This window comes from Rhodanobacter sp. FDAARGOS 1247 (assembly GCF_016889805.1).
Taxonomy (GTDB): Bacteria; Pseudomonadota; Gammaproteobacteria; order Xanthomonadales; family Rhodanobacteraceae; genus Rhodanobacter.
In genome coordinates this window covers 3,044,330-3,067,788 of sequence record NZ_CP069535.1, presented here as the reverse complement: position 1 = coordinate 3,067,788, position 23,459 = coordinate 3,044,330, and the positions used below count along the sequence as shown (strand labels likewise).

At 67.6% G+C, this 23,459-nt stretch carries 17 protein-coding genes; 9 read left to right on the top strand and 8 right to left on the bottom strand.

The window, feature by feature from the left end:
* Positions 1-17 precede the first annotated feature (17 nt).
* Entirely contained in the window at positions 18-1,559 is a 1,542-nt protein-coding gene (locus I6J77_RS13980) for a response regulator (protein WP_204109462.1), read from the top strand.
* Positions 1,560-1,589: 30 nt separating this feature from the next.
* Here I6J77_RS13980 and I6J77_RS13975 read toward each other — a convergent pair whose 3' ends face one another.
* Together I6J77_RS13975 and I6J77_RS13970 are read right to left on the bottom strand one after the other, a co-directional pair.
* Positions 1,590-2,984, bottom strand: a complete 1,395-nt coding sequence (locus I6J77_RS13975) for a sigma-54 dependent transcriptional regulator (protein WP_204109461.1) — start codon at positions 2,982-2,984, stop codon at positions 1,590-1,592.
* Positions 2,985-3,041: 57 nt separating this feature from the next.
* Complete coding sequence (locus tag I6J77_RS13970) at positions 3,042-4,691, bottom strand: PAS domain-containing sensor histidine kinase (protein ID WP_007808370.1); 1,650 nt, start codon at positions 4,689-4,691, stop codon at positions 3,042-3,044.
* Positions 4,692-4,978: 287 nt separating this feature from the next.
* Here I6J77_RS13970 and sucC point away from each other — a divergent pair, with 287 nt between their 5' ends.
* The 3 genes from sucC to I6J77_RS13955 all read left to right on the top strand — a co-directional run bounded on the left by sucC (position 4,979) and on the right by I6J77_RS13955 (position 8,836).
* The gene (gene sucC / locus I6J77_RS13965) at positions 4,979-6,142 is read left to right on the top strand and encodes an ADP-forming succinate--CoA ligase subunit beta (protein WP_204109460.1); all 1,164 of its coding nucleotides are present in this window, start codon (positions 4,979-4,981) and stop codon (positions 6,140-6,142) included.
* A 14-nt stretch (positions 6,143-6,156) separates the two neighbouring features.
* A complete protein-coding gene (gene sucD, locus I6J77_RS13960) occupies positions 6,157-7,029 on the top strand; it encodes a succinate--CoA ligase subunit alpha (RefSeq protein WP_204109459.1) in 873 nt (290 codons plus the stop codon).
* Positions 7,030-7,144: 115 nt separating this feature from the next.
* Positions 7,145-8,836, top strand: coding sequence for an NAD+ synthase (locus tag I6J77_RS13955; protein WP_204109458.1), 1,692 nt, complete (start codon positions 7,145-7,147; stop codon positions 8,834-8,836).
* Positions 8,837-8,896: 60 nt separating this feature from the next.
* Here I6J77_RS13955 and I6J77_RS13950 read toward each other — a convergent pair whose 3' ends face one another.
* Positions 8,897-9,727 (bottom strand): outer membrane protein assembly factor BamD, encoded by an 831-nt coding sequence (locus tag I6J77_RS13950; protein ID WP_235580665.1) that lies wholly within the window; start codon positions 9,725-9,727, stop codon positions 8,897-8,899.
* Between the two features lie 104 nt (positions 9,728-9,831).
* Between I6J77_RS13950 and rluD the strand changes: the two genes are divergently transcribed.
* Together rluD and pgeF are read left to right on the top strand one after the other, a co-directional pair.
* Positions 9,832-10,806 carry a 23S rRNA pseudouridine(1911/1915/1917) synthase RluD gene (gene rluD, locus I6J77_RS13945; RefSeq protein ID WP_204109457.1) on the top strand — a complete coding sequence of 325 codons (975 nt, stop codon included), beginning with the start codon at positions 9,832-9,834 and terminating at the stop codon, positions 10,804-10,806.
* A gap of 69 nt (positions 10,807-10,875) precedes the next feature.
* Positions 10,876-11,625, top strand: coding sequence for a peptidoglycan editing factor PgeF (gene pgeF / locus I6J77_RS13940; protein WP_204109456.1), 750 nt, complete (start codon positions 10,876-10,878; stop codon positions 11,623-11,625).
* A gap of 3 nt (positions 11,626-11,628) precedes the next feature.
* On the opposite strand, the gene otsA is transcribed toward pgeF, so the two are convergent.
* Genes otsA through otsB form a run of 3 tightly spaced genes read right to left on the bottom strand, consistent with a single transcriptional unit; the run spans position 11,629 to position 15,615 of the window.
* Positions 11,629-13,011 carry an alpha,alpha-trehalose-phosphate synthase (UDP-forming) gene (gene otsA, locus I6J77_RS13935; protein ID WP_204109455.1) on the bottom strand — a complete coding sequence of 461 codons (1,383 nt, stop codon included), beginning with the start codon at positions 13,009-13,011 and terminating at the stop codon, positions 11,629-11,631.
* Positions 13,011-14,816 (bottom strand): glycoside hydrolase family 15 protein, encoded by a 1,806-nt coding sequence (locus tag I6J77_RS13930; protein WP_204109454.1) that lies wholly within the window; start codon positions 14,814-14,816, stop codon positions 13,011-13,013. Before I6J77_RS13930 ends, otsA begins: the two co-directional genes overlap by 1 nt.
* The gene (otsB, locus tag I6J77_RS13925; RefSeq protein WP_204109453.1) at positions 14,776-15,615 is read right to left on the bottom strand and encodes a trehalose-phosphatase; all 840 of its coding nucleotides are present in this window, start codon (positions 15,613-15,615) and stop codon (positions 14,776-14,778) included. Before otsB ends, I6J77_RS13930 begins: the two co-directional genes overlap by 41 nt.
* A gap of 148 nt (positions 15,616-15,763) precedes the next feature.
* Here otsB and clpB point away from each other — a divergent pair, with 148 nt between their 5' ends.
* On the top strand, positions 15,764-18,355 hold the full coding sequence (gene clpB / locus I6J77_RS13920; protein WP_204109452.1) for an ATP-dependent chaperone ClpB: 2,592 nt from the start codon (positions 15,764-15,766) through the stop codon (positions 18,353-18,355).
* Positions 18,356-18,465: 110 nt separating this feature from the next.
* Here clpB and I6J77_RS13915 read toward each other — a convergent pair whose 3' ends face one another.
* Entirely contained in the window at positions 18,466-19,197 is a 732-nt protein-coding gene (locus tag I6J77_RS13915; protein WP_007808388.1) for a CsgG/HfaB family protein, read from the bottom strand.
* 479 nt (positions 19,198-19,676) lie between these two features.
* Positions 19,677-22,160: a TonB-dependent siderophore receptor gene (locus I6J77_RS13910; protein ID WP_204109451.1), complete on the bottom strand. Its 2,484-nt coding sequence runs from the start codon at positions 22,158-22,160 to the stop codon at positions 19,677-19,679.
* Positions 22,161-22,438: 278 nt separating this feature from the next.
* On the opposite strand from I6J77_RS13910, the gene I6J77_RS13905 reads away from it, so the two are divergent.
* Together I6J77_RS13905 and I6J77_RS13900 are read left to right on the top strand one after the other, a co-directional pair.
* Positions 22,439-22,765 (top strand): FmdB family zinc ribbon protein, encoded by a 327-nt coding sequence (locus I6J77_RS13905; RefSeq protein WP_204109450.1) that lies wholly within the window; start codon positions 22,439-22,441, stop codon positions 22,763-22,765.
* A 105-nt stretch (positions 22,766-22,870) separates the two neighbouring features.
* The gene (locus tag I6J77_RS13900; protein WP_204109449.1) at positions 22,871-23,434 is read left to right on the top strand and encodes a DUF3011 domain-containing protein; all 564 of its coding nucleotides are present in this window, start codon (positions 22,871-22,873) and stop codon (positions 23,432-23,434) included.
* Positions 23,435-23,459 lie beyond the last annotated feature (25 nt).

Here is a 23,459-nt window from a genome sequence, read left to right as displayed (position 1 = left end):
ACCGGCAGCTGCGAAACATGCCGACCGTGCGCATCCTGCAGGTCGAGGACAGCGAGCTCGATGCCGAGCTGGTGCTGGCCGAGCTCGATGCGGACGCGATCGCCTACGAGGTGCGCCTGGTCGACGACGAGGAGCGCTATCTTGCGGCGCTGGAAGAATTCCACCCGCACATCGTGCTGTCCGATCTCAGCATGCCCGGGTTTTCCGGCATGCGCGCGCTGGAGCTGTTGCGTGGACGCGACGAGGACATCCCCTTCATCTTCGTCTCGGCCACGCTGGGCGAGGAAGCGGCGATCGGCGCGTTGCGCAACGGCGCGACGGATTACATCCTGAAGCAGAATCCGGCGCGACTGGCGAGCGCGGTGCGGCGGGCGCTGGACGAGGCCGAGGCGCACCGGGCCAACCGCCGTGCCGAGTCGGAGCTGATCCGGGCGCAGCGCTTCGAAAGCCTGGCGATGCTCGCCGGCGGCCTCAGCCACGACCTGCGCAACCTGCTGCAACCCTTGCTGCTGGCCGGCGACAGCCTGCAGGACTACCAGGACGACCCGCGCCTGGCACGACTGGGCAAGCTGGTGCGCGATTGCGGTCGGCGCGGGCTGGACATGGTGCACTCGATGCTGTCGTTCGCCCGCGGCGCCCGTCGCGCGGAGCAGGTGAAGCTGGGCACCCTGTTCAGCGCGTTCGACCTGCTGATGCAGGGCAGCGTGCCCCGCAGCGTGGCGATGGAACTGGTCATCGACGACCCGGAACTGTCGTTCGAGGGCAATCACACCGAGCTGCAGCAATGCCTGCTCAACCTTTGCCTGAATGCGATCCAGGCAATGCCCGACGGCGGCAAGCTGCACATCGAGACGTCGCAGACCACGCTGGACGATGACTTCTTCCTGCCGGAGGAGCAGCCGCGCAATGGACGCTACCTGTGCATCAGCGTGAAGGACGACGGCCCCGGCATGGAGCCGGCGGTGCTGGAACACATGTTCGAGCCGTTCTTCACCACCAAGGAAACCGGCACCGGCCTGGGGCTGCTGTCATGCAAGCGCATCGTGGGCAGCCACGGCGGCGTGATGCGGGTGGAGAGCGAGCCGGGCTGCGGCACCCGTTTCGACCTGTACATCCCGCTGGAGGAAATGGTCTCCGACGCGCTCGGGGCTGACGGCGACGACGATCTGGAAGGTGCGGCCGAGCGGGTGCTGGTGGTGGTGGAGGAGGCTGGTCAGTTGTCCCTGCTGGCCGACACGCTGGACGCCTATGGCTACCAGGCGCACGCCAGCCAGAGCGGTACGGCGGCACTGCAATGGATCGAGGCCGGCGGCCTGCCCGACCTGGTGGTGCTGGACGCGGACATGAACCTGTTCACCGGCGTGCGCACGCTGTCGGCGCTGATCGAGCAGGGCTATGCCGGCGCGGTGATCCTGCTGACCCGTCCGGGCGCGGTGCCGGACCTGCAGGAATTGCCGCCGCTGCAACACCTGCACATGGTCGAGAAGCCGGTGACCACCCAGGTGTTGCTGCGCAGCTTGCGCAAGGCGCTGAATGCGGTGATTTCCGGCAACGGCTGAACGCGCGAGCCCTCGTCCGGGCTCAAGCCTTCAGTCGATGCCCAGCTTCTTCAGCTTGTAGCGCAGGGCGCGGAAGGTGATGCCGAGTTTGCGGGCGGCCGCGGTCTTGTTGTAACGGGATTCTTCCAGCGCCTTGACGATCGCGGTGCGCTCGAGATTGCTGATGTAGTCGTCCAGGCCGCCGTCCGCGCCCGCAGCGGCCGCAGCCGGGGCGCTTGCCGTCGCCGTGGTGCCGGCCAGCTGCTCGGTGCCGACGCGGGCGCTGCGCTGGGGCAGCATCAGGTCGACCGCCTCGATGGTGTTGCCGTCGCACATCGCCATCGCGCGTTCGAGCACGTTTTCCAGCTCGCGCACGTTGCCGGGGAAGTCATAGGCCGCCAGTGCATCGCGTGCGGCCGGTGCCAGCTGGCCTACCGGCTCGCCGCTCTTGCCGGCCAGCGCCTTGAGGATGAAGGCCGACAGCTGCGGCACGTCGCCACGGCGCTCGCGCAGCGGCGGCACGCGCAGCTCGATCACGTTGATGCGGTAGAACAGGTCCTGGCGGAACTGGCCCTGCTCGACCAGCTGGCCCAGGTTCTTGTGGGTGGCCGAGAGGATGCGCACGTCGACCGGAATCTCGTCGCGGCCGCCGATCGGGCGTACCGCCTTTTCCTGGATCGCGCGCAGCAGTTTCACCTGCATGTGCAGCGGCAGCTCGGCCACTTCGTCGAGGAACAGCGTGCCGCCCTGGGCGGCCTGGAACAGGCCTTCCTTGTCGGCGCCGGCGCCGGTGAAGCTGCCCTTGCGATGGCCGAAGAATTCGCTTTCCATCAGCTCGGACGGAATCGCGCCGCAGTTGACCGGCACGAACGGTCCACTGGCGCGGGGACCCTGCTCGTGGATCAGCCGGGCGACCAGTTCCTTGCCCACGCCGGATTCGCCGGCGATGTACACCGGCGCCTGGTTGCGTGCCAGCTTGCCGATGGTGGCGCGCACCTGCTGCATCGCCGCCGAATCGCCGATCAGCCGGTTGCCGCCATCGCCGGGCGCAGCAGTCGCGCCGCCGTTGCGTTTTTCCTCGGCCAGGCGCAGGGCGGTGCGGACCAGTCCGCGCAGCATCTGGATGTCGACCGGCTTGGAGACGAAGTCGAAGGCGCCAGCCTTCAGCGCATTGACCGCGGCGTCGACGTTGCCATAGGCGGTGATCATCGCCACCGGCATGTCCGGATGTTCGCTGGCGATCAGCTCGATCACTTCCTGTCCGTTGCCGTCGGGCAGGCGCATGTCGGTGAAGCAGAGATCGTACGTGCGCTCGGCCAGGGCGCGGCGTGCATCACCGACCGTACCCACTGCATCGACCTGCAGGTCCATGCGGCCCAGCGTGATCGTCAGCAGCTCGCGAATGTCGCGTTCATCGTCGATGACCAGTACGGTCTGTGCGGTCATAGGAGGTCCATGTTTCCCGAAGCAGGCTGTTGAAGGGTACTAGGGCGGGCCAAAAGGTCAACGCGTGGCGGTCTGCGCCACCTCGCTGGTTTCCGCCGGACTGCGTGCCGGCGGCGTCAGCACCAGCCGGAAACAGCTGCCGCCACCGGCCACCCGCACGTACTCCAGTGCAGCCTGGTTCGCATCACTCATCTGTCGCGCGAGATACAGGCCCAGCCCGGTGCCGTATTCGTGGGTGGTGTAGAACGGCTCGAAGATCTGCGCGGCCACCTTGGGCGCGATGCCGGGGCCGCGGTCGATCACTTCGAGGATCGGCACGCCGTGTTCGCCCTGGCGGGTCACCACCATCACTCGCGCCGGCTCGCCGGGCAGGCGGCCGTAGCGCAGCGCGTTCTGCACCAGGTTCCACACCACCTGCTGCAACTGCTGCGGGTCGGCCACCGCGGCCACCGGCGTGCCGCTGCTGGCGATCGCACGCAGCGAATCGGCGCCCAGGTCGTTGCCCTGCACGTACTCCTCGACGAAGGCCTGGGCCCAGTGGCCAAGGTCCAGCGTTTCCGGCCGCGAGCGTTCGCGGCGCGACAGCTGCAGGATGTTCTCGATGATCTCGTTGAGCCGGATGCAGTGATTGTTGATGATCTCGACCATGCGCTGGTCGGTGGCGTCCATGCTGTCCGATTCGGCCAGCAGCTGCGCCGAGTAGCGGATCGCCGCCAGCGGGTTGCGGATCTCGTGGGCGATCGAGGCGGACAGCCGGCCCAGCGAAGTCAGCGTGAGTTCCTCGGCGCGGCGCGACAGCAGCGAGGTGTCGTCGAGGAAGATCAGCACGTGCGAGTCGTCGTTCGGCGCCAGGCGGGTGAAGCGCGGCACCACTTCGGGCACGCCGTCGGCGAGCTGGGTGGCGGTCTCGTCCAGCTTGCCCGAGGTCATCCAGTGGTACAGGCGCCGCGACAGCTCCGGCGCCAGCTGGCCCAGGTCGCGCTGGTCGGCACCGGGGTTGCCCATCAGCATCCAGGCGGACTCGTTGATCTGGTGGATGCGGTTGGCATCGTCGACCAGCAGCACGCCGGTCTTCATGCGGCGGATGATCAGCTCGTTGACCTGGGCCAGGTTGGCCAGGTCGGTGCTGCGCTGCTCGGCCAGCGCCTCGGTGGCGCGCAGCTGGCGGCCCAGCACGTTGCACAGGCTGGTGGTGGCGAAATAAGCCAGGCCGAACAGTCCCGCCTCCAGCAGGTCCCGGTCGCCGGGATTGCTCGCCGAATCGCCGAAAAAGGTGTGGCCCAGAATGCCCAGCGTGGCCAGCGCGGCGAAGAAGCTGGACAGCCGCAGCGGCAGGATCAGGGCGCCGGCACTGAGGTTCACCGCCAGCATCATCGCGATGCCGATGCGCGCATCGTGCATGGCGGCGATCGCCATCACCGCCACGGCGATGTCCACCACCAGCGTCGCACCCACCACGACCAGCGCGTGGGGCATGCTGCGCCGGTTCAACAGCAGCATGACCAGGGCGAACACCAGATACAGCGTGACCATGCCATGGGCGAGGTCGGGGGCGTTCAGCTGCGGCCAGCCCAGCCCGGGCGGGCTGAAGGCCAGGCCCGCGTAGACCAGCGCCTGCACCACCCGGAACGCGTTGAGGAACGACAGCTCGTGGCGAATCGTCGCAGTGGCGGCAGGGGTGGCTACGAACGGGGCGCTGTTGGGCACTTGGGCTATTCCCTGGCGATTCCGGGCGAGTATAGACGGGCTGATCGGCGCTGTGAGCCACCGCGAAAGCGCATGGGAGCGCGCCGCGCGGCCGTTTCGGGCAGGCGGCCCTTTCCATCGGGGCCGGCTTCCGCGAAAATGGGCGGCCGCATGGCGCGGTATGCCCGGTTCCATCCGGCAGGCGCACTGCCTTCGGCAGCGCGCTCCTCCGCCGTCCGACCTTCCTGACCCACGCATCACGACACGCGTGCGGCCGCCATCGTTTTTCCGTTCGCTCGAGGTATCGAATGAATTTCCACGAATACCAGGCCAAAGAACTGTTCGCGCAGTACGGCATCGCCGTTCCGCCGGGCAAGGTCGCCAACTCCCCCGACGCCGCCGTCGATGCCGCCAAGGCGCTCGGCGGTTCCCAGTGGATGGTCAAGGCGCAGATCCATGCCGGCGGCCGCGGCAAGTCCGGCGGCGTCAAGTTCTGCCGCAGCTTCGACGACGTGCGCGCCGCCGCCAAGGGCATGCTCGGCACCAACATGGAAACCTACCAGTCGGCCGGTCGCGCGCTGCCGGTGAACCTGGTGCTGGTGACCGATGCTACCGACATCGCCCGCGAGCTGTACCTGTCGATCCTGGTCGATCGTGATTCCAAGGCCGTCTCGTTCATCGCCTCCAAGCACGGCGGCGTGGACATCGAGCAGGTGGCGAAAGAAACCCCCGAAGACATCCACACCATCGTGGTCGACTTCGTCGAAGGCCTGCAGCCGTACCAGTGCCGCCAGCTCGGCTTCGCGATGGATCTCAACAACAAGCAGGTCAACCAGCTGACCAAGATCATGCTGGGCCTGTACAAGCTGTTCAACGAGCAGGACCTGGCCCTGGTCGAGCTGAACCCGCTGGCCGTGCTGGAAGACGGCAACCTCGCCGCGCTGGACGGCAAGGTCAACTCCGACGACAACGCCGAATACCGTCACCCGAACCTGGCCGCGATGCGCGACCTGACCCAGGAAGACGCCGCCGAAGCCGCCGCGCAGCAGAGCAACCTCAACTACGTGACGATGGACGGCAACATCGGCTGCATGGTCAACGGCGCGGGCCTGGCGATGGCCACCATGGACGTGATCAAGCTGGCGGGCGGCGAGCCGGCCAACTTCCTCGACGTGGGCGGTGGCGCCACCAAGGAGCGCGTGACCGAGGCGTTCAAGCTGATCACCTCCTCGGACAAGGTCAACTGCATCCTGGTCAACATCTTCGGCGGCATCGTCCGCTGCGACATGATCGCCGAGGGCATCATCGCCGCGGTCAAGGAAGTGGGCCTGACCATTCCCGTGGTGGTGCGCCTGCAGGGCACCAATGTCGATCAGGGCCGCGAACTGCTGGCCAACTCCGGCCTGGCGATCACGCCGGCGGACGATCTCAACGACGCGGCGCAGAAAGCCGTGGCTGCGGCCAAGGCCTGAGGAGCAATCGAAACATGAGCGTACTCGTCAACAAGAACACCAAGGTGCTGGTGCAGGGTTTCACCGGCCAGCAGGGCACCTTCCACGCACAGCAGTGCCTCGACTACGGCACCCAGGTCGTCGGCGGCGTGACCCCGGGCAAGGGCGGCTCCGAGCACATCGGTCTGCCGGTCTTCAACTCGGTCGATGAAGCCGTGCTGCAGACCGGCGCCGACGCGTCGGTGATCTTCGTGCCGCCGCCGTTCGCGGCCGACTCGATCCTCGAAGCGATCGACGCGGGCATCAAGGTGATCGTGGCGATCACCGAAGGCATCCCGGTGCTGGACATGCTGCGCGTGAAGAACGTGCTGCAGCAGCATCCGGAGATCGTGCTGATCGGGCCGAACTGCCCCGGCATCATCACCCCCGGCGAATGCAAGATCGGCATCATGCCCGGTCACATCCACAGCAAGGGCAAGGTCGGCGTGGTCTCGCGCTCCGGCACGCTGACCTATGAAGCGGTGTTCCAGACCACCAACGAAGGCCTCGGCCAGAGCACGGTGATCGGCATCGGCGGCGACCCGATCAACGGCCTGAACTTCATCGATTGCCTGAAGCTGTTCCAGGACGATCCGCAGACCGAAGGCATCATCATGGTCGGCGAGATCGGTGGTTCGGCCGAAGAGGACGCCGCCGAGTTCATCGGCGAGTACGTGAAGAAGCCGGTGGTCTCGTTCATCGCCGGCGCCTCGGCCCCGGCCGGCAAGCGCATGGGTCATGCCGGCGCGATCATCTCCGGCGGCAAGGGCACCGCCGCGGCGAAGTTCGCCGCGCTGGAGAAGGCCGGCGTCACCACGGTGAAGTCACCGGCCGACCTGGGCAAGACGCTCGCGAAGCTGATGAAGTAAGCCTGGTGGCGTGATGTTGATGAAAGGCCGCGCATTGCGCGGCCTTTTGTTTTGGAGCGTGCTCCCCTTCTTGAATTACCATTGCCCGGATAACTCTCAAGGAATGCACGCCGTCATGGCAAAGTTGCGTCTGGCGCTGGCTCAACACGATTTTTCGGTCGGTGCGGTGGCGGCGAATGCCGCCAAGGTCGGCGAGCTCATCGCCAGTGCACGCGCTGGCGGCGCCGCGCTGGTGGCGTTTCCCGAGCTGACCCTGAGCGGCTATCCGCCCGAGGATCTGCTGCTGCGGCCGAGTTTCCTCGCCGCTTGCGACAGCGAGCTGGCGGCGCTGGCTGCAGCAACCCATGGCATCGCGGCCCTGGTCGGTCATCCGCACAGCGAGGGCGAGGTGTTCAACGCGGCCAGCGTGCTGCGTGACGGCAGGGTCGAGTGCACCGCGCACAAGCAGGCGTTGCCGAATTACGGCGTGTTCGACGACAAGCGTTACTTCCGCCCGGGTCATGCCTCGCTCACCACGGTGATCGATGGCATCTGCGTCGGCCTGCTGATCTGCGAGGACGTGTGGCAGGCCGAGCCGGCCGCGCAGGCCGCCGCCGCGGGTGCCGAGCTGATCGTGGTGATCAACGCCTCGCCGTGGGATGCACGCAAACAGGTCGAGCGCGAGGCGGTGCTGCAGGCACGGGCACGGGAAACCGGCTGCGCGATCATCTACCTGAACCTGGTCGGCGGCCAGGACGAGGTGGTCTACGACGGCAGTTCGATGCTGGTCAACGGCGACGGTTCGATTGCCGCGCGCGCGCCGGCCTTCGTCGATGCGCTGCTGTGGGCCGAATTCGATCCGGCCACGCGCACGCTCGCGGCGCAGGACTGGCCGGCCGCGGTCGACGAATCACTGGAGGCCACGCTGTACGCCGCCCTGGTGCGCGGCACCCGCGACTACATCGACAAGAACCGCTTTGCCGGCGTGCTGCTGGGCCTGTCCGGCGGCATCGACTCGGCGCTGACCCTGGCGCTGGCGGTGGACGCACTGGGCGCCGAGCGCGTGACCGCGGTGATGATGCCCACGCGCTACACCTCGCAGTTGTCGCTGGACGGTGCGCGCGCGCAGGCGGAGAAACTCGGCGTCGACTACCACGTGATCGACATCGAACCGACCTACCGCTCGTTCGTCGACGCGCTGACTCCCGCGTTCGCCGGCAAGCCCGCGGACACCACCGAGGAAAACCTGCAGTCGCGCACCCGTGGCGTGATGCTGATGGCGCTGAGCAACAAGCACGGCCGGCTGCTGCTGGCCACCGGCAACAAGAGCGAGATGGCGGTCGGCTACGCGACCTTGTACGGCGACATGTGCGGTGCCTATGCGCCGCTGAAGGATGTCTACAAGACCGTGGTGTATCGGCTGGCCCGGTGGCGGAATGGAGCCGGGAATGGGGAATGGGGAATGGGGAATCGGAAAAGCACGTCCTCGCCGGCATCTGGCTCTTCGACGATTCCCGGTTCCCGGTTCCCGATTCCCCCCGAGGTCATCGAACGCCCGCCTTCCGCCGAGTTGCGGGACAACCAGACCGATCAGGATTCGCTGCCGGCCTATGACGAACTGGATGCGATCCTCGAGCGTTTCATCGAACGCGAACAGTCGCAGGCGGAGATCGTGGCGCAGGGCTTTGCGGCCGAGACCGTGCGCCGGGTGGTGCGGCTAGTGCTGCTGAACGAGTTCAAGCGCCGCCAGTCCGCGCCGGGACCGCGCGTGACCACCCGCGCGTTTGGTCGCGAGCGGCGTTATCCGATCACTTCCGGCTGGCATTGAGCGGGCACAAAAAAAGCCGGCGATCGCTCGCCGGCTTTCCGACTGCATTCACCGATTGACTCAGTGATGGCCCGAGAACGGCACCATCTTGCGCAGCGTGGACGGCGGATGCGGCCACTTGGCGTCGGTGAGGTAGGGGTGGTTCGGGTAGTTCATGGCCAGCACCTGGCGGCTCTGCTCGGCCAGCGCCTTCTGGTCCAGCGCCAGGTAGCTGCGGGTGAGGATGGCCAGCGCATCGCCGGTCTGTGGTGACTGCTGGTAATGCTCGACCACGTATTGGGCCCGGTCGGCGGAGGCGACATACGCCTTGTTGCGCAGATAGAACTCGGCCACGTTGATCTCGTACTGGGCCAGGATGTTGCGCAGGTAGATCATCCGCTGGCGCGCGTCGGCGGTATAGGCGCTGTCCGGGAAACGCCGCGACAGCTCGGAGAAGTCGTCGAACGACTGCAGGTTGTAGCCCTGGTCGCGGCGCGAATCCTTGTCCGAGCGGGGGAACCAGCGCTCGAGCACGGTGCCGGTGCGATCGAAATTGATCAGACCGCGCAGGTAATAGGCATAATCGACGTGTTTGTTGGCCGGATAGGTCTTGATGAAGCGGTTCACCGTCGACAGGGCATCATCGGGCTGGTTGTCCTTGTACTGCGAATAGGCCAGGTCCAGCTGGGCCTGTTCGTTGTACTCGCCGGACGGGAAGCGGGCGATCAGGCGCTGGTAGGCCTTGGTGGCTGCGGCGTAATCTGCGTTTTCCAGCGAGTTGTGCGCGTTGTCGTACAGCGCCTCCAGCGGCATCGTGTCGATGTTCTGCTTCGACTTGAACATCGAACATGCGCTCATCGACATCGCGGCCACCAGCAGCACGAGCAATTTCATCACAGTCATTTTGGACATCGGCAGCTTCGGCGAGTCGATTGTTGGGCGCATAAGGAAGGAATTCAGATGTTTGAGCGAACAGGCATGATAGCCGAAACCGGTCGTCCCCCGCGGATGCCCGCATGACCACGATCCGGCACGAGGCACAGGTCCCGCTGACCGCGGCGGGACGCAGGTTCGACCAGGCTTTGGCCGAGATGTTCCCCGATTATTCGCGCTCGCGGCTCAGCGGCTGGATCAAGTCCGGCGCGGTAAGCCTCGACGGGGCGCAGGTGGCGGCGCGGCAGCTGCTGCGCGGCGGCGAGTTGGTGCGGCTGGAGGTGGAGCTGGAGAACGAGGTGTCGAGCGCCCCCGAGGCGATGGCGCTGGCGATCGTGCATGAGGACGAACACCTGCTGGTGCTGGACAAGCCGGCCGGGCTGGTCGTCCATCCGGGCGCGGGCAACCCGGTGGGGACCTTGCTCAACGGCCTGCTGCACCACGATCCGAAGCTGGCCGAGCTGCCCCGTGCGGGCATCGTGCATCGGCTGGACAAGGACACCTCCGGCCTGATGGTGGTGGCCAGGACCCTGCCCACCTGCACCGCGCTGGTCGACCTGTTGTCGCGGCACGAGGTGGAACGCCAGTACGAGGCGGTGGTGCTGGGCACGATGGTGGCCGGCGGCACGGTGGACGAACCGATCGGCCGCAGCATGGGTGACCGGCTGCGCCAGGCGGTGCGCGACGAGGAAGACGGCAAGCGGGCGGTCACCCATTACCGGCTGCGCGAGCGCTTCCGCGCCCACAGCCTGCTGCAATGCCAGCTGGAGACCGGTCGCACCCACCAGATCCGGGTGCACATGGCGCACATCGGCCACCCGCTGATCGGCGATCCGCTTTACGGCGGCGGCCTGAAGCTGCCCAGGGGAGCCAGCGCGGAACTGATCGGCACCTTGCGCGGCTTTCGGCGGCAGGCACTGCACGCCGAGAAGCTGTCCTTCATCCACCCGGCCACGGGCGAGGAGATGTCCTTCAGCGCCGAACGTCCCGCAGACCAGCGCTTGCTGATCGAGGCCTTGCGGGAGGATCTGGCCGAGCACGGTTCGGAGCACTATTGACCGGCTGCGGGAACGCGGGCGACGAGTGTGCGATGCTTCGTGACTCCCCGTTTCCCGATACCCGGCCTGATGACTGAAAGCTGGATCTTCCCTGATTGGCCCGCGCCACCCCAGGTGCGGGCCGCGATCACCACCCGGCTTGGCCCCGGCGTCTCGGCGCCGCCGTTCGATCGCTTCAATCTGGGCTTGCGCAGCGGTGACGCCCTTGACGCGGTGACCGCCAACCGCAGCGCCTTGCTGCAGTCGCTGCGCCTGCCGGCCGAGCCGCGCTGGTTGCAGCAGGTGCACGGCTGCGAGGTGGCCGAGCTGGGGCCGCTGCCCGGCAAGGCCGAACCCCAGGCGGACGCGGCGGTTTCGCACATCCCCGGCACCGTGCTTTCGATCCTCACCGCCGACTGTCTGCCGGTGCTGTTCTGTGCCGATGACGGCGGCGAGATTGGTGCCGCCCACGCGGGCTGGCGTGGCCTGGCCGGGGGCGTGCTGGAGGCCACGCTGGGCCAGATGATCACGCCGTCGTCGCGACTGCTGGCGTGGCTGGGGCCGTGCATCGGCGCCGCCTCGTACGAGGTGGGGGCCGAGGTGCGCGCCGCCTTCGTGGCGCACGATGCGGCCGCGGCCGGATGCTTCGTGGCGACACGGCCCGGCCACTGGCTGTGCGACCTGGCCGGCCTGGCCCGGCAGCGGCTGGCCGCGGCCGGCGTGGCACGCATCCACGGCGGCGGGTTCGACACCTTCGCCGATGCGCGGTTCTACTCGTACCGTCGCGACGGCGCCCGCAGCGGGCGCTTCGCCAGCCTGGTCTGGCTCGACCGCGGCTGATCGCTAGGCGCGCAGCGTGCCCAGAAAATTCCTGCGCCACAGGGTGATGTCGTTGGTGCGCAGCACGTCCATCATCGCCTCCCAGCGGCGGCGACGCTCGGCCAGCGGCATCTTCAGGGCGAGTGCCAGCGCGTCGGCGACTTCCTCGGTGTCGGCGGGGTTCACCAGCAGGGCGTCTTCCAGCTCCAGCGCGGCGCCGGCGAAGCGGGACAGCACCAGCACGCCGGGATCGGCCGGGTCCTGGCAGGCCACGTATTCCTTGGCCACCAGGTTCATGCCGTCGCGCAGCGGCGTCACCAGGCCGACTCGGGCGCTGCGGTAATAGCCGGCCAGCAATCGGTGCGGAAACGACTTGTTGATGTAGCGGATCGGCGCCCAGTCGGGCGTGGCGTACTTCCCGTTGATGTGGCCGGCGCTGCGCTCGAGTTCGTGGCGGATCGCGCGATACTCCAGCACGGCGCCGCGCGAGGGTGGCGCGATCTGCAGGAAGGTCACCTGCTGGTGCAGTTCGGGGTGGCGCTCCAGCAGCCGCGCATAACCCTGGAATCGTTGCGGCAGGCCCTTGGAGTAATCCAGCCGATCCACGCCGATGATCAGCGCGCGCCCTTCGAGGCTGTGTTGCAGCTGGGTGATTTCGCGGATCGAGGCCGCCCTGGCCGCCACGTCGGCGATGCCTCGGGTGTCGATGCTGATCGGGAACGCGCCGGCGCGGAACTGGCGACCGTTCGGCATGCGCATGCGCCCGGCCAGGCGCATCACCGCGCCGGCCTCGTGCAGGAAATAGTCTTCCAGCGCGCGCAGGTCGCGACGGGTGTGCACGCCGACCAGGTCGTAGCTGGCCAGGGTTTCCAGCAGTTCGCGATGATTCGGCAGGGCGATCAGCAGGCCGGCGGCGGGCAGCGGCGTGTGCAGGAAGAATCCGATGCGGTTGTGCACGCCCCGGCGCCGCAGCATCGAGGCGAGCGGGATCAGGTGGTAGTCATGCACCCAGATGACGTCGTCCGGCTTGATCAGCTGCTGCAGTTTTTCCGCGAACACCTCGTTGACGCGCAGGTAGCCGGCCAGGTGGCTGCGCCGGTAATCGACCACGTCGGGCCGGTAGTGCAGCAGCGGCCACAGCGCGCCGTTGGCGAAGCCGGCGTAGAAGTCGTCGTGGTCGGTGCGGGAAAGATCGATGGTGGCGTAGTCGATCTTTCCCTCCTGCTGCTGATGCAGTTCCGCGGCCGTCTCGCCGGCCACCTTGCCGCTCCAGCCGAACCACAGGCCGCCGTGTTCGTCGAGCGCGGCCTGCAGCGCCGACGCCAGCCCGCCGGGCGCGCCCTGGCGCGGCAGCGCGACGCGATTGGAAACCACCACCAGCCGGCCGCCGGCCTTGCGCGCCGTCATCACAGGGCCTCCTCCCAGCGCCGCGACAGGCGCATCGCCGCCTGGATCAGGCCGACCAGGGAATAGGTCTGCGGGTAGTTGCCCCAGTGTTCGCCGGTGGCCGGGGCAAGGTCCTCCGACAGCAGGCCCAGCGCGTTCCGCTGTTTCAGCATGTGCTCGAACAGCGCCCGCGCCCGTTCCCTGCGTCCGGTGGCGGCCAGCGCCTCGATGTACCAGAACGTGCAGATGTTGAAGCTGGTTTCCGGCGCGCCGAAATCGTCCGGGGCGATGTAGCGGAACAGGTAGTCGCCGCGGCCCAGCGCCACGCCGATCGCATCGACCGTGGCCACGAAGCGCGGGTCGGTGGCTTCGAGAAAACCGATGTCGGCCAGCAGCAACAGGCTGGCGTCCAGGTGCTCGCCGTCGTAGGCGTCGACGAAGTGGCCGAGTTTCCCGTTCCAGGCACGGGACTCGATGCGTCCATGCAGTTGCACCGCTTCCTCGTGCCAGTAGCGTGCGCGCTCGTCCAGGCCCAGCTCGGTGGCGATGTGCGCCAGCCGGTCGCAGGCGGCCCAGCACATCGCTGCCGAGTAAGTATGGACGGCCACGCGCCCGCGGTATTCCCACAGTCCGGCATCGGGTTGTTCGGCCACGCGCAGCGCCATCTCGCCCATGCGCTCGAGCCGGCGAAAGCTCACTTCGTCGCCGCGATGTTCCAGCCGGCGGTCGAAGAACAGCTGGGTCGAGGCGAGCACCACCGAGCCGTAGACGTCGTTCTGGCGCTGACGCCACGCGTCGTTGCCCACCCGTACCGGACCCATGCCGCGGTAGCCGGCGAGCGTCTCCACCTGGCGCTCGGGCAGTTCGTTCTCGAAGGTGATGCCGAACACCGGGCCGAGTTCGCCTTCACCGAGCTGGGCGACCAGGTTGAAGGTGTAGCGGATGTACTCCTCCATCGTGCGGGTCGCGCCGAGGCGATTCAGCGCGCGCACGGTGAAGGCGGCGTCGCGCAGCCAGCAGTAGCGATAGTCCCAGTTGCGCGCGCTGCCGGCCGATTCGGGTATCGACGTGGTCAGCGCCGCCACGATCGCGCCGGTGGCTTCGTACTGGCAGAGCTTCAGGGTGATTGCGGCGCGGATCACCGCCTCCTGCCATTCGTAGGGAATCGACAGGTAGCGGGCCCATTCGCGCCAGTAGTCCAGCGTCCGTTCCAGCGCCAGATGGACGAAGTCGGCCACGTTCGTGTCGACGGTTTCGTCGGGGCCGAACACGAAGTGGGCCGGTCGGTCGAGTCCGAACGGCAGCTGGCGTTCGACCAGCGGCGGCGCGATGTCGATGGTGAGGCGCTGCACCACGTCGCTGAGCAGGTAGCGGATGTGATTGCTGCCGGCGGTGGTGGCTGGCGCGCGTGCGCCGTACTCGCACAGTGGGCGCATGCGCACGCGGATGCGCGGCGAACCCGCGATGGGCGCGACCCGGCGCACCAGCATCTCCGGGTGATAGAAGCGGCCGTTCAGTCGATGCCGCGGCGCGAAGTCGGTGATCTCGATGGCGCCGCCGTGACGGTCGAACAGGCGCGTCACCAGCACCGCGGTGTTGGCCAGGTAGAACTGCTCGACGTGATCGAAGTCCTCCAGTTCGATCGCCCAGTCGCCGCCCCCGCTGGTGGGCGAAAGCAGGCTGCAGAAACTGGCGTCGGCATCGAAGCGTGGCAGGCAGCACCACACGATGCGCGCATGCGGGTCGATCAGCGCGGCAACGCTGCCGTTGCCGATCACGCCAAGCTCAAGGCTGGCGTGCAGGGCCTCCGTGGGGAACTCGGGCATGGGTAGGGACTCCGTGCGTCAGTGCGTGCAGGACGCGGGTCAGCCAGGCTTCGGTGGCAGCCGGGCCGGGCAAGGTGAAGTGGGCGGCGCTGGGGTCGCGCTCGCCGATGCGGATGCTGATGCCGTGTCGACGATTGACCGCGTCGAAGGCGTGCTCGTCGGTGAGGTCGTCGCCGAGGTAGACCGGGGTGCGGCCGGCGAACGGCGCGCGCTGCAGCAGCTCCAGCACGGCGCGGCCCTTGTCCATGCCCGCCGGCTTGAACTCCAGCACCTGATGGCCGGGCTGCAACTCGTAGCCGGGCAGCCGCGCGATCAGTTCGGCGGCGGCGCCGTGCAGGCGGGCCAGTTGCTCCGGCGCGCGGCGACAGTGCAGCGCGATCGCCAGCTGCTTGTCCTCCACCTGCACGCCGTCGAACCGCGCGGCCAGCGCCCGTGCCTCGCGGTGCATGCGATCCTGGCTGGCCTGCGGCACGCTGAGGCGGCGGAAGCTGCCGCTGGCCTGGCGCAGCTCCAGCCCGTGCAGGCCGATCGCCGCCCAGCGCGGGTGCTCGAAGAGCCGGTCGAGATCATCCAGTTCGCGTCCGCTGACCAGCGCCAGCGCGCCGTCGGTTGCCGCATGCAGCTCATGCAGCAGGGCCAGCAAGGCGGAGCTGACCTGCACCGAGCGCGGGTCGTCGGCAAAGTCGAGCAAGGTGCCGTCGACGTCGAACAGCAGCGCCCAGCGGGCGTCGGCAGCGGGCAGCGGGGGAGCCGGCAGGGCGGGGCGGGGCGAAGCGGTGGAGGGGCGTGGAGTTGACATCGCATCCACCGTAACAAGCCGAATGTGAAAAGCCGGACATGCCGCTCGCGCCGTCGCCGTGGACGGGCCAGCTTGAATCGTGCTTCGCCGTCCGCATTTTTGCGTCAGTGGCGGATGCACCGCCAAACCAGCTTCGGGGATCTTCGACATGCGGATGGACAAACTCACCTCGCGGTTCCAGCAGGCGCTGGCCGACGCGCAATCGCTGGCCGTGGGCCGCGACAACAACATGCTTGAACCGGTGCACGTGATGGCGGCGCTGCTGGGCCAGCAGGGCGGCTCCACGGCACCGCTGCTGACCCAGGCCCAGGTCAACGTGCCGATGCTCACGCAGCGGGTGAACGAAATGCTCGAGCGCCTGCCGCGGGTCAGCGGACAGGAAGGCAACATCAACCTGGGCAACGACCTCAATCGCCTGCTCAACCTCACCGACAAGCTGGCCCAGCAGCGCGGCGACCAGTTCATCGCCAGCGAGCTGTTCGTGCTGGCCGCGCTGGAGGACAAGGGCGAACTGGGCGCGGCGCTGAAGGCGGCCGGCGCGAACAAGACGAATCTCGAAGCGGCGATCGACAAGCTGCGCGGCGGCGAGAAGGTGCAGAGCGAGAACGCCGAGGAGCAGCGTCAGGCGCTGGAGAAATACTGCATCGACCTGACCGAGCGCGCCGAGCGCAACAAGCTCGATCCGGTGATCGGCCGCGACGAGGAGATCCGCCGCACCATCCAGGTGCTGCAGCGGCGCACCAAGAACAATCCGGTGCTGATCGGCGAACCCGGCGTGGGCAAGACTGCGATCGTCGAGGGCCTGGCCCAGCGCATCATCAAGGGCGAGGTGCCCGAAGGCCTGCGTGACCGTCGCGTGCTGGCGCTGGACATGGGCGCGCTGATCGCCGGCGCGAAATTCCGCGGCGAGTTCGAGGAGCGGCTCAAGGCCGTGCTCAGCGACCTTTCGAAACAGGAAGGCCGGGTGATCCTGTTCATCGACGAGCTGCACACCATGGTCGGCGCCGGCAAGGGCGAAGGCTCGATGGATGCCGGCAACATGCTCAAGCCCGCGCTGGCGCGCGGCGAGCTGCACTGCATCGGCGCGACCACGCTGGACGAATACCGCAAGTACATCGAGAAGGACGCCGCGCTGGAGCGGCGCTTCCAGAAGGTGTTCGTGGGCGAGCCCACGGTGGAGGACACCATCGCGATCCTGCGCGGGCTGAAGGAGCGCTACGCCGTGCACCATGGCGTCGAGATCACCGACCCGGCCATCGTGGCCGCGGCCACGCTGTCGCACCGCTACATCGCCGATCGCCAGCTGCCAGACAAGGCGATCGACCTGATGGACGAGGCCGCCTCACGCATCCGCATGGAGATCGACTCCAAGCCGGAGGAGCTCGATCGGCTGGAGCGCCGGCTGATCCAGCTGAAGATCCAGCGCGAGATGCTGAAGAAGGAAAAGGACAGCGAGTCGAAGCAGCGCCTGGCCGATCTGGAAACCGACATCGACAAGCTCGAGCGCGAGTTCTCCGACTTGAACGAGATCTGGAAGTCCGAAAAGGCGTCGCTGCAGGGCACCACCCGGGTCAAGGAACAGATCGAGCAGGCCCACCAGGAGCTGGAGTCCGCCCAGCGCCGGCAGGATTACGCGAAGATGAGCGAGATCCAGTACGGCAAGCTGCCGGAACTGGAGAAGCAGCTCGCCGCGGCGCAGGCCGCCGAGACGCAGGATTTCAAGCTGGTGCAGACGAAAGTCACCGCCGAGGAAATCGCCGAGGTGGTGGCGCGCTGGACCGGCATTCCGGTCAGCAAGATGCTGGAAGGCGAGCGCGACAAGCTGCTGAAGATGGAGGACGAACTGCACAAGCGCGTGGTGGGCCAGGACGAGGCGGTGCACGCCGTGTCCGACGCGATCCGCCGTTCCCGTGCCGGCCTGTCCGATCCGAATCGCCCGAACGGTTCGTTCCTGTTCCTCGGCCCGACCGGCGTGGGCAAGACCGAGCTGTGCAAGGCGCTGGCCGAGTTCATGTTCGACACCACCGATGCGATGGTGCGCATCGACATGAGCGAATTCATGGAGAAGCACTCCGTCTCGCGCCTGGTTGGTGCGCCTCCGGGCTACGTCGGCTACGAGGAAGGCGGCTACCTCACCGAGGCGGTGCGCCGCCGGCCGTACAGCGTGATCCTGCTGGACGAGGTGGAGAAGGCGCACCCGGATGTGTTCAACATCCTGCTGCAGGTGCTCGACGACGGCCGCCTCACCGACGGCCAGGGCCGCACCGTGGATTTCCGCAACACGGTCATCGTGATGACCTCGAACCTGGGTTCGCAGATGATCCAGGACGCCTCGGAAAACGGCGGCGACGCTGAAGAGCAGTACACCCAGATGAAGGCGTCGGTGATGGGTGTGGTGCAGGCGCATTTCCGTCCCGAGTTCATCAACCGGCTCGACGAGATCGTGGTGTTCCGTCCGCTGGACAAGACGCAGATCCGCGCCATCGCGAAGATCCAGCTGCAGTATCTGGAGCGGCGGCTGGCCGAGCGTCAGCTGAAGCTCGACATCGCGGACGACGCACTGGCCCTGCTCGGCAACGTGGGCTTCGATCCGGTCTACGGTGCGCGGCCGCTGAAGCGGGCGATCCAGCAGCAACTGGAGAATCCGCTGGCCAGGCAGATCCTGGAAGGACAGTTCCAGCCGGGCGATACGGTCGGCGTGGCCGCCGAGGGCGGACAGCTGGTGTTTCGCAAGTCCTGATGCGGCGCCGGCAGTCCGGCTTCGCCTGAACGAAACAGGGCCATCCTCGCCGGATGGCCCTGTGGTTTTGCTCGATGCGGCCGCTGCCCCGGCGGGGCTTTCGCCCGGACTTACTCGAGGTCGAGCACCTTCTTGTCGTTGTCGCGGCGGCGCTGTTCCTTCTGCTGGTAGCGGGCCTCGCAGCCGTCGCGCTTGACCATCACGCAGTCCAGATAATCGGTGGCCTCGATCAGCGCCGCCCGCACGGCCTTGCTGGCCGGCGTCTTCTTCGAGTGGCCGAAGTCACCGCCGACGCCGTGGGTGAAACCGCTGAGACTGACCCCGCCGCCGGAACTGTTGCCCTCGACCGTGCGCGAATACACCACTTCGGAAGTTTCCGCGTCGATCACCCGCAGATCGATCGCCACGTAGGCCTGGGATTTGCCGCCGCCCACGCGGAAGCCCGCGATGTTGAGGCCGCCGCCCGTCTTCGAAGTGTCTTCGGTGTAAGCGGCGACGCTGCCGGTGACCAGGTACTGGGCACCGGTGATGTTGCCGGTGTGCGGCGTGCTGCCCGGGCGCATGCGCGAGGAGGCGGCCAGGTCCTGCTCGGCCAGCACGGCGTCGATCTTCTGTCGTTCGATCACCTTGAAGTCGCCGGTGGCGCTCAGTTCGTTGCTGAGCACGTCGGCCAGCTGGTTGCCGACGTCGCCGTTCCACCAGCTGGCGGAGCTGGTCTGGTTGGTGAAGTCGATCACGGCGACGGTCATCGTCGGCGCTTCGCGGGCCATGGCGGCACCGCCTGCGGTCAATGCCAGGGCCAGTGCTGCGCCCAGCAGGCCCGTGTGGTTTGCGAGTTTCATCAAGTCCCCTCCAGTCATTGGCGTGATGCCTGCCCGATCGACGCGCGATGCCGCGGCGAACGTACAGGTGTGGTGTCGTGCCAGGGTGCAGTCCCCCCGCAATCCCCCTGGATTCCGGCTGCCGAGTGTCGCGGGCGGCGCAGGCGTTTGCCGTTGCGCGATCACGCCGGATGCTGGTCGTGCGGGATTGGCCTTGTCAAGCGATCCCTGCACGGGTGCATGCCCCTGTGCCGGGCGGCACCCTGTGCGGCGATTATCCCGGGGCGCCGTCAGGTCGGCTGTCAGCGCGGACGGCAGGTGCTGTAAGGCAAAACCGTCAATGCCTGGCGGCGGGGACGACAGCGCCGGCGTTGCGGGAGCTGCAGGGGCAGCGGTGCCCCGATGGTGGGGCCCGGGCGGTCAATGAGTCGGTGGCGAACGGTGAGTCGGGCGCAGCCCCGGGCGCGCCAGGGCTGCGTATTGCCAGGAATGGTTCGCCGTCACTGCCAGCTGTAGCGCACCTTGCCGTAGACGTAGGCGCCGTTGTAGCCGAACGGCGAGAAGGTCGAGTAGGGCAGGGTGCCGTTGTTGGTGTTGTTGGCGATGTTCCTGTCCGGATGGGCGTCGAGTGCGTTGTCCGCGCCCACCGTGAAGGTCCAGTCATGGAGGTTGTAGTTCACTGCCAGGTCGAGCACCCACTTGGGCGTGAAGGTCTGGTCGATCACCGGCGGCGTGGCGCTCGGGTTGTAGCTGGCCAGGCTGCTGACATAGCTGGTGTAGCGGCCATAGCGGGTCAGCGTGCCGGTCACGCCCCAGTTGCCGACGTTGTACTGCTCATTGAGGATGAGCTTGCTGCGCGGGCTCGAATTGCCCAGGTACCCCTGGATGTCCTGGCGGTTCAGGCGGACGAAGCTGACGCCCAGGTTGTCCAGCACCGCCGGGTTGGGCTTCACGTCGGTGACCGTGTTCTGGTTGTAGTTCGCGCTGAGCGTGGTGGCCAGGGTGCCCGCGTTGCCGAGGTCGGCCAGGTAGCTGCCCACGAAGTCGACGCCGCGGGTGCGCGTGTTCGCCGCGTTGGTGAAGTAGTTGACGCTGCTGTAGCCGAGGTCGCTGATGCCGTTGGCGGCCAGGTAGCTGACCACCGCGGGCGTGGTGGTCGAGATCGCGCCGGACAGCGCCACGCGGTCCCGGATGTTGATCTGGTACACGTCCAGGCTGAGGGTCAGCGCATCGGTGGGGCTCCATACCGTGCCCAGGGTGTAGTTCCTGGACTTCTCCGGCTTCAGCGCTTCGGCGCCCAGCAGCTGGGCGATCTGGCTGCCGACCGGCACCAGGCCGCGGTTGTAGATGCCCGCCGGCAGGCCCGGCAGGCTGCCGGCGCCGTAGAACAGCGAGGAGATCTGCGAGAAATACTCCTGCCCCAGCGAGGGCGCCCGGAAGCCGGTGGAGGCACTGCCGCGGATGGCGAAGCTGTCGGTGAAGTCGAAGCGCCCCGACAGCGAGCCGGACGTGGTGTTGCCGAAGTCGTTGTAGTGCTCATGCCGCACGGCGGCGGCGACACCAAGCCGGTCGGTGAGGTTGGTTTCGAGGTCGAGGTAGGCGGCCACGTCGTGGCGCGAGGCGTCGACCGCGTTCGCCGGTTGCCAGCCGGCGAAGCCCTGCGCGCCGCCCGAGACGCCGGAAGTGCCCACGTACCAGGACGGCAGCGAGCCGGCATCGATGGCGTAGGTCTGCCGCAGATACTGGGCGCCGAACGCCACCGTGAGCGAATTGGGCAGCCAGCCTGGCTGGATGTCCCTGGCGACGTCGAGATCCAGGCTCTGCTGCGAGGCGCTGAGGATGCCGTCACTGAAGACGCTGGGCGCGCTGCCGAAGTCGTTGAGGTAGGCGTAGTTGGTGCTGTTGCGCGTTTCGTAGGAAACCCGGTTGCGACCGTAGTTGCCGCTCAGGTCCCAGCGCCAGCCGCTGATCTTGCCACGCAGGCCCGCCACCAGCGAGGTGTCGGTGGAGTCGGCGTGTTCGAGCGGCAGGAAGCCGTCCGGATACACCTGGCCGATCAGTGCATTGTTCGGCTTGGGCGAATTGGTGCCGTAGCGGAAGAACGCGGGCGACGTGCTCTGGCGACGGCCGTAGTGCCCGAAGCTGTACAACTGCACGTCCGGGGTGATGTCGTACTGCGCATTCAGCAGCAGGTTGTTGTCATGCACGTCCGGGTCGCCCTGGCGGAAGTTCACGCCCAGTTGCGGGAAGCCGGGGCGATTGTCCGGCCCGGCACGATTGGTGTGGTCCTGCTTGCCGCTCTGCAGCGCGAAGCGCAACCAGCCCTTGTCGCCGCCCAGCGGTATGCCGAAGTTGGCCGAGCCCTGCCATTGCCTGCCGTCGCCCGCGGAATACTGACCGCCGCTGACCTGCACGTCGCCGCCCTTGACGCCCTGTTTCAGGATGATGTTGATGACGCCGGCGATGGCGTCCGAGCCGTACTGGGCGGACGCACCGTCGCGCAAGACCTCGATGTGGTCGATGGCGGACATCGGGATGGTGTTCAGATCCACCGGCTGCGAGCCGCGGCCGATCACGCCGTTGTTGAGCAGGATGGCGCCCGGATGCCAGCGCTTGCCGTTCACCAGCACCAGCACTTCGTCGGGCGACAGGCCGCGCAGCTGGGCGGGACGCTGCGTATCGGCCGAGTCGGCGGCGGCCGGGCGCGGGAAGTTCAGCGAGGGAATGATGCGCGCCAGCGCCGTGGACAACTCGCTGGTGCCGGTCTGCTGCAGGACCTTGGCCGACACCACGTCGATCGGGGTCAGCGAGCTGCTTTCCGTGCGATTGTCGGCGCGGGTGCCGGTGACGATCACGGCACTGAGGTCGCGGGCCTTGGCGGGTGCCGGTGCCTGTGCTTCCTGCGCCGCGGCATTGCCGGCCAGGGCCAGCAACACCGCGGCAGGAAGCCATGCCGACGCGGTCGTACGGGGACGCTTGCTCATGAGGTTCTCCGGATGGGGGTTGTTGCGATGCAGCAACCAAAGACTAGTGGTGCACGGATTGGCCGTCAATAGACGTATAGACGTCTATACGTCCATCGCCCTTGCGTCGATCGCGGCGTGCGGGCGTCTGGCGGGGCGGTCGCGCCTGTTTCCGGTCCCGAGGCTACTACCCGGCCGCGCAGGTCGCCATGAGCGGTCCGGCACGTTGAAATCCGCCGGTCAGCGCCGATAATGGCCAGTTGCCGGCTCGCATGCCGGCGGGATTTTCCGGAGCCTTCATGCCCATCTACGAATTCGAATGCAGCCAGTGCGGCCACCGTTTCGACCGCCTGCAGAAGTTGTCCGACACCGATCCGGTGGTCTGCCCCGCGTGCGACACCCCGAACCTGCACCGGCGGGTCAGCGCGCCGTCTTTCCGGCTGGCCGGCAGCGGCTGGTACGAGACTGACTTCAAGAAGGACGGCGACAAGAAGCGCAACCTGGTCGATGCGTCACCGGGCGAAGCCAAGCCTGCTGCCGCTGCACCGGCGCCTGCGGCCGCTGCTCCCGCGCCGGCTGCCAGTCCCGCGCCGGCAGCCGGCGGATCGGGCAGCAGCGGAAGCTGAACCACGGAACGGCTGCGCAGTTTCCTGCGTGTCGTCGCAAGATATGCTGACGCCCGAGGACGGCCGCGATCCTGCTGCCGCCACTGCCAGCGAGGAGCCAGACGGATGCGCGCAATCAGCGGATGGACCAGTGGAATCGTCATCGCAGGACTGCTGGGCAGCCTGCTCGGGATCGCGCCACCGGTGCGTGCGCAGTCGGATACGCCGGTGCGCTGCGTGAGCAAGGACGGGCACTATGCCCGCTGCGCCGTGCCGTGGCGTCGGGTTGAGCTCTACAAGCAGGAGTCCAAGGGCGCCTGCATCGAGGGTCAGAGCTGGGGCATGGACCACGGCACCTTGTGGGTCGACCGCGGTTGTCGCGGCCTGTTCGGTCCGGCGGGGCGCGGTGGCTATGGTGACAACCGCGGTGATCGTCGGGGACATGGCAATCCGCACGGCGGCTGGCAGCCCGGCCCGGGCTGGAATCGCCGGATCAGCCTGCAGTGCGACAGCAACAAGAAGAAGTACCAGATGTGCCAGGTCGACGTGGGCCGCAACGGCAGCGTGCGACTGGGCCGTCAGCTCTCCGATGCCCGCTGCACCGAGGGCTACAGCTGGGGCTGGAACCGCGCCGGAGTGTGGGTGGCGCATGGTTGCCGCGGCCAGTTCCTGGTCGATCGCCGCTGGTGATGCGGGCCCGGGCCGGTGGCGGTCG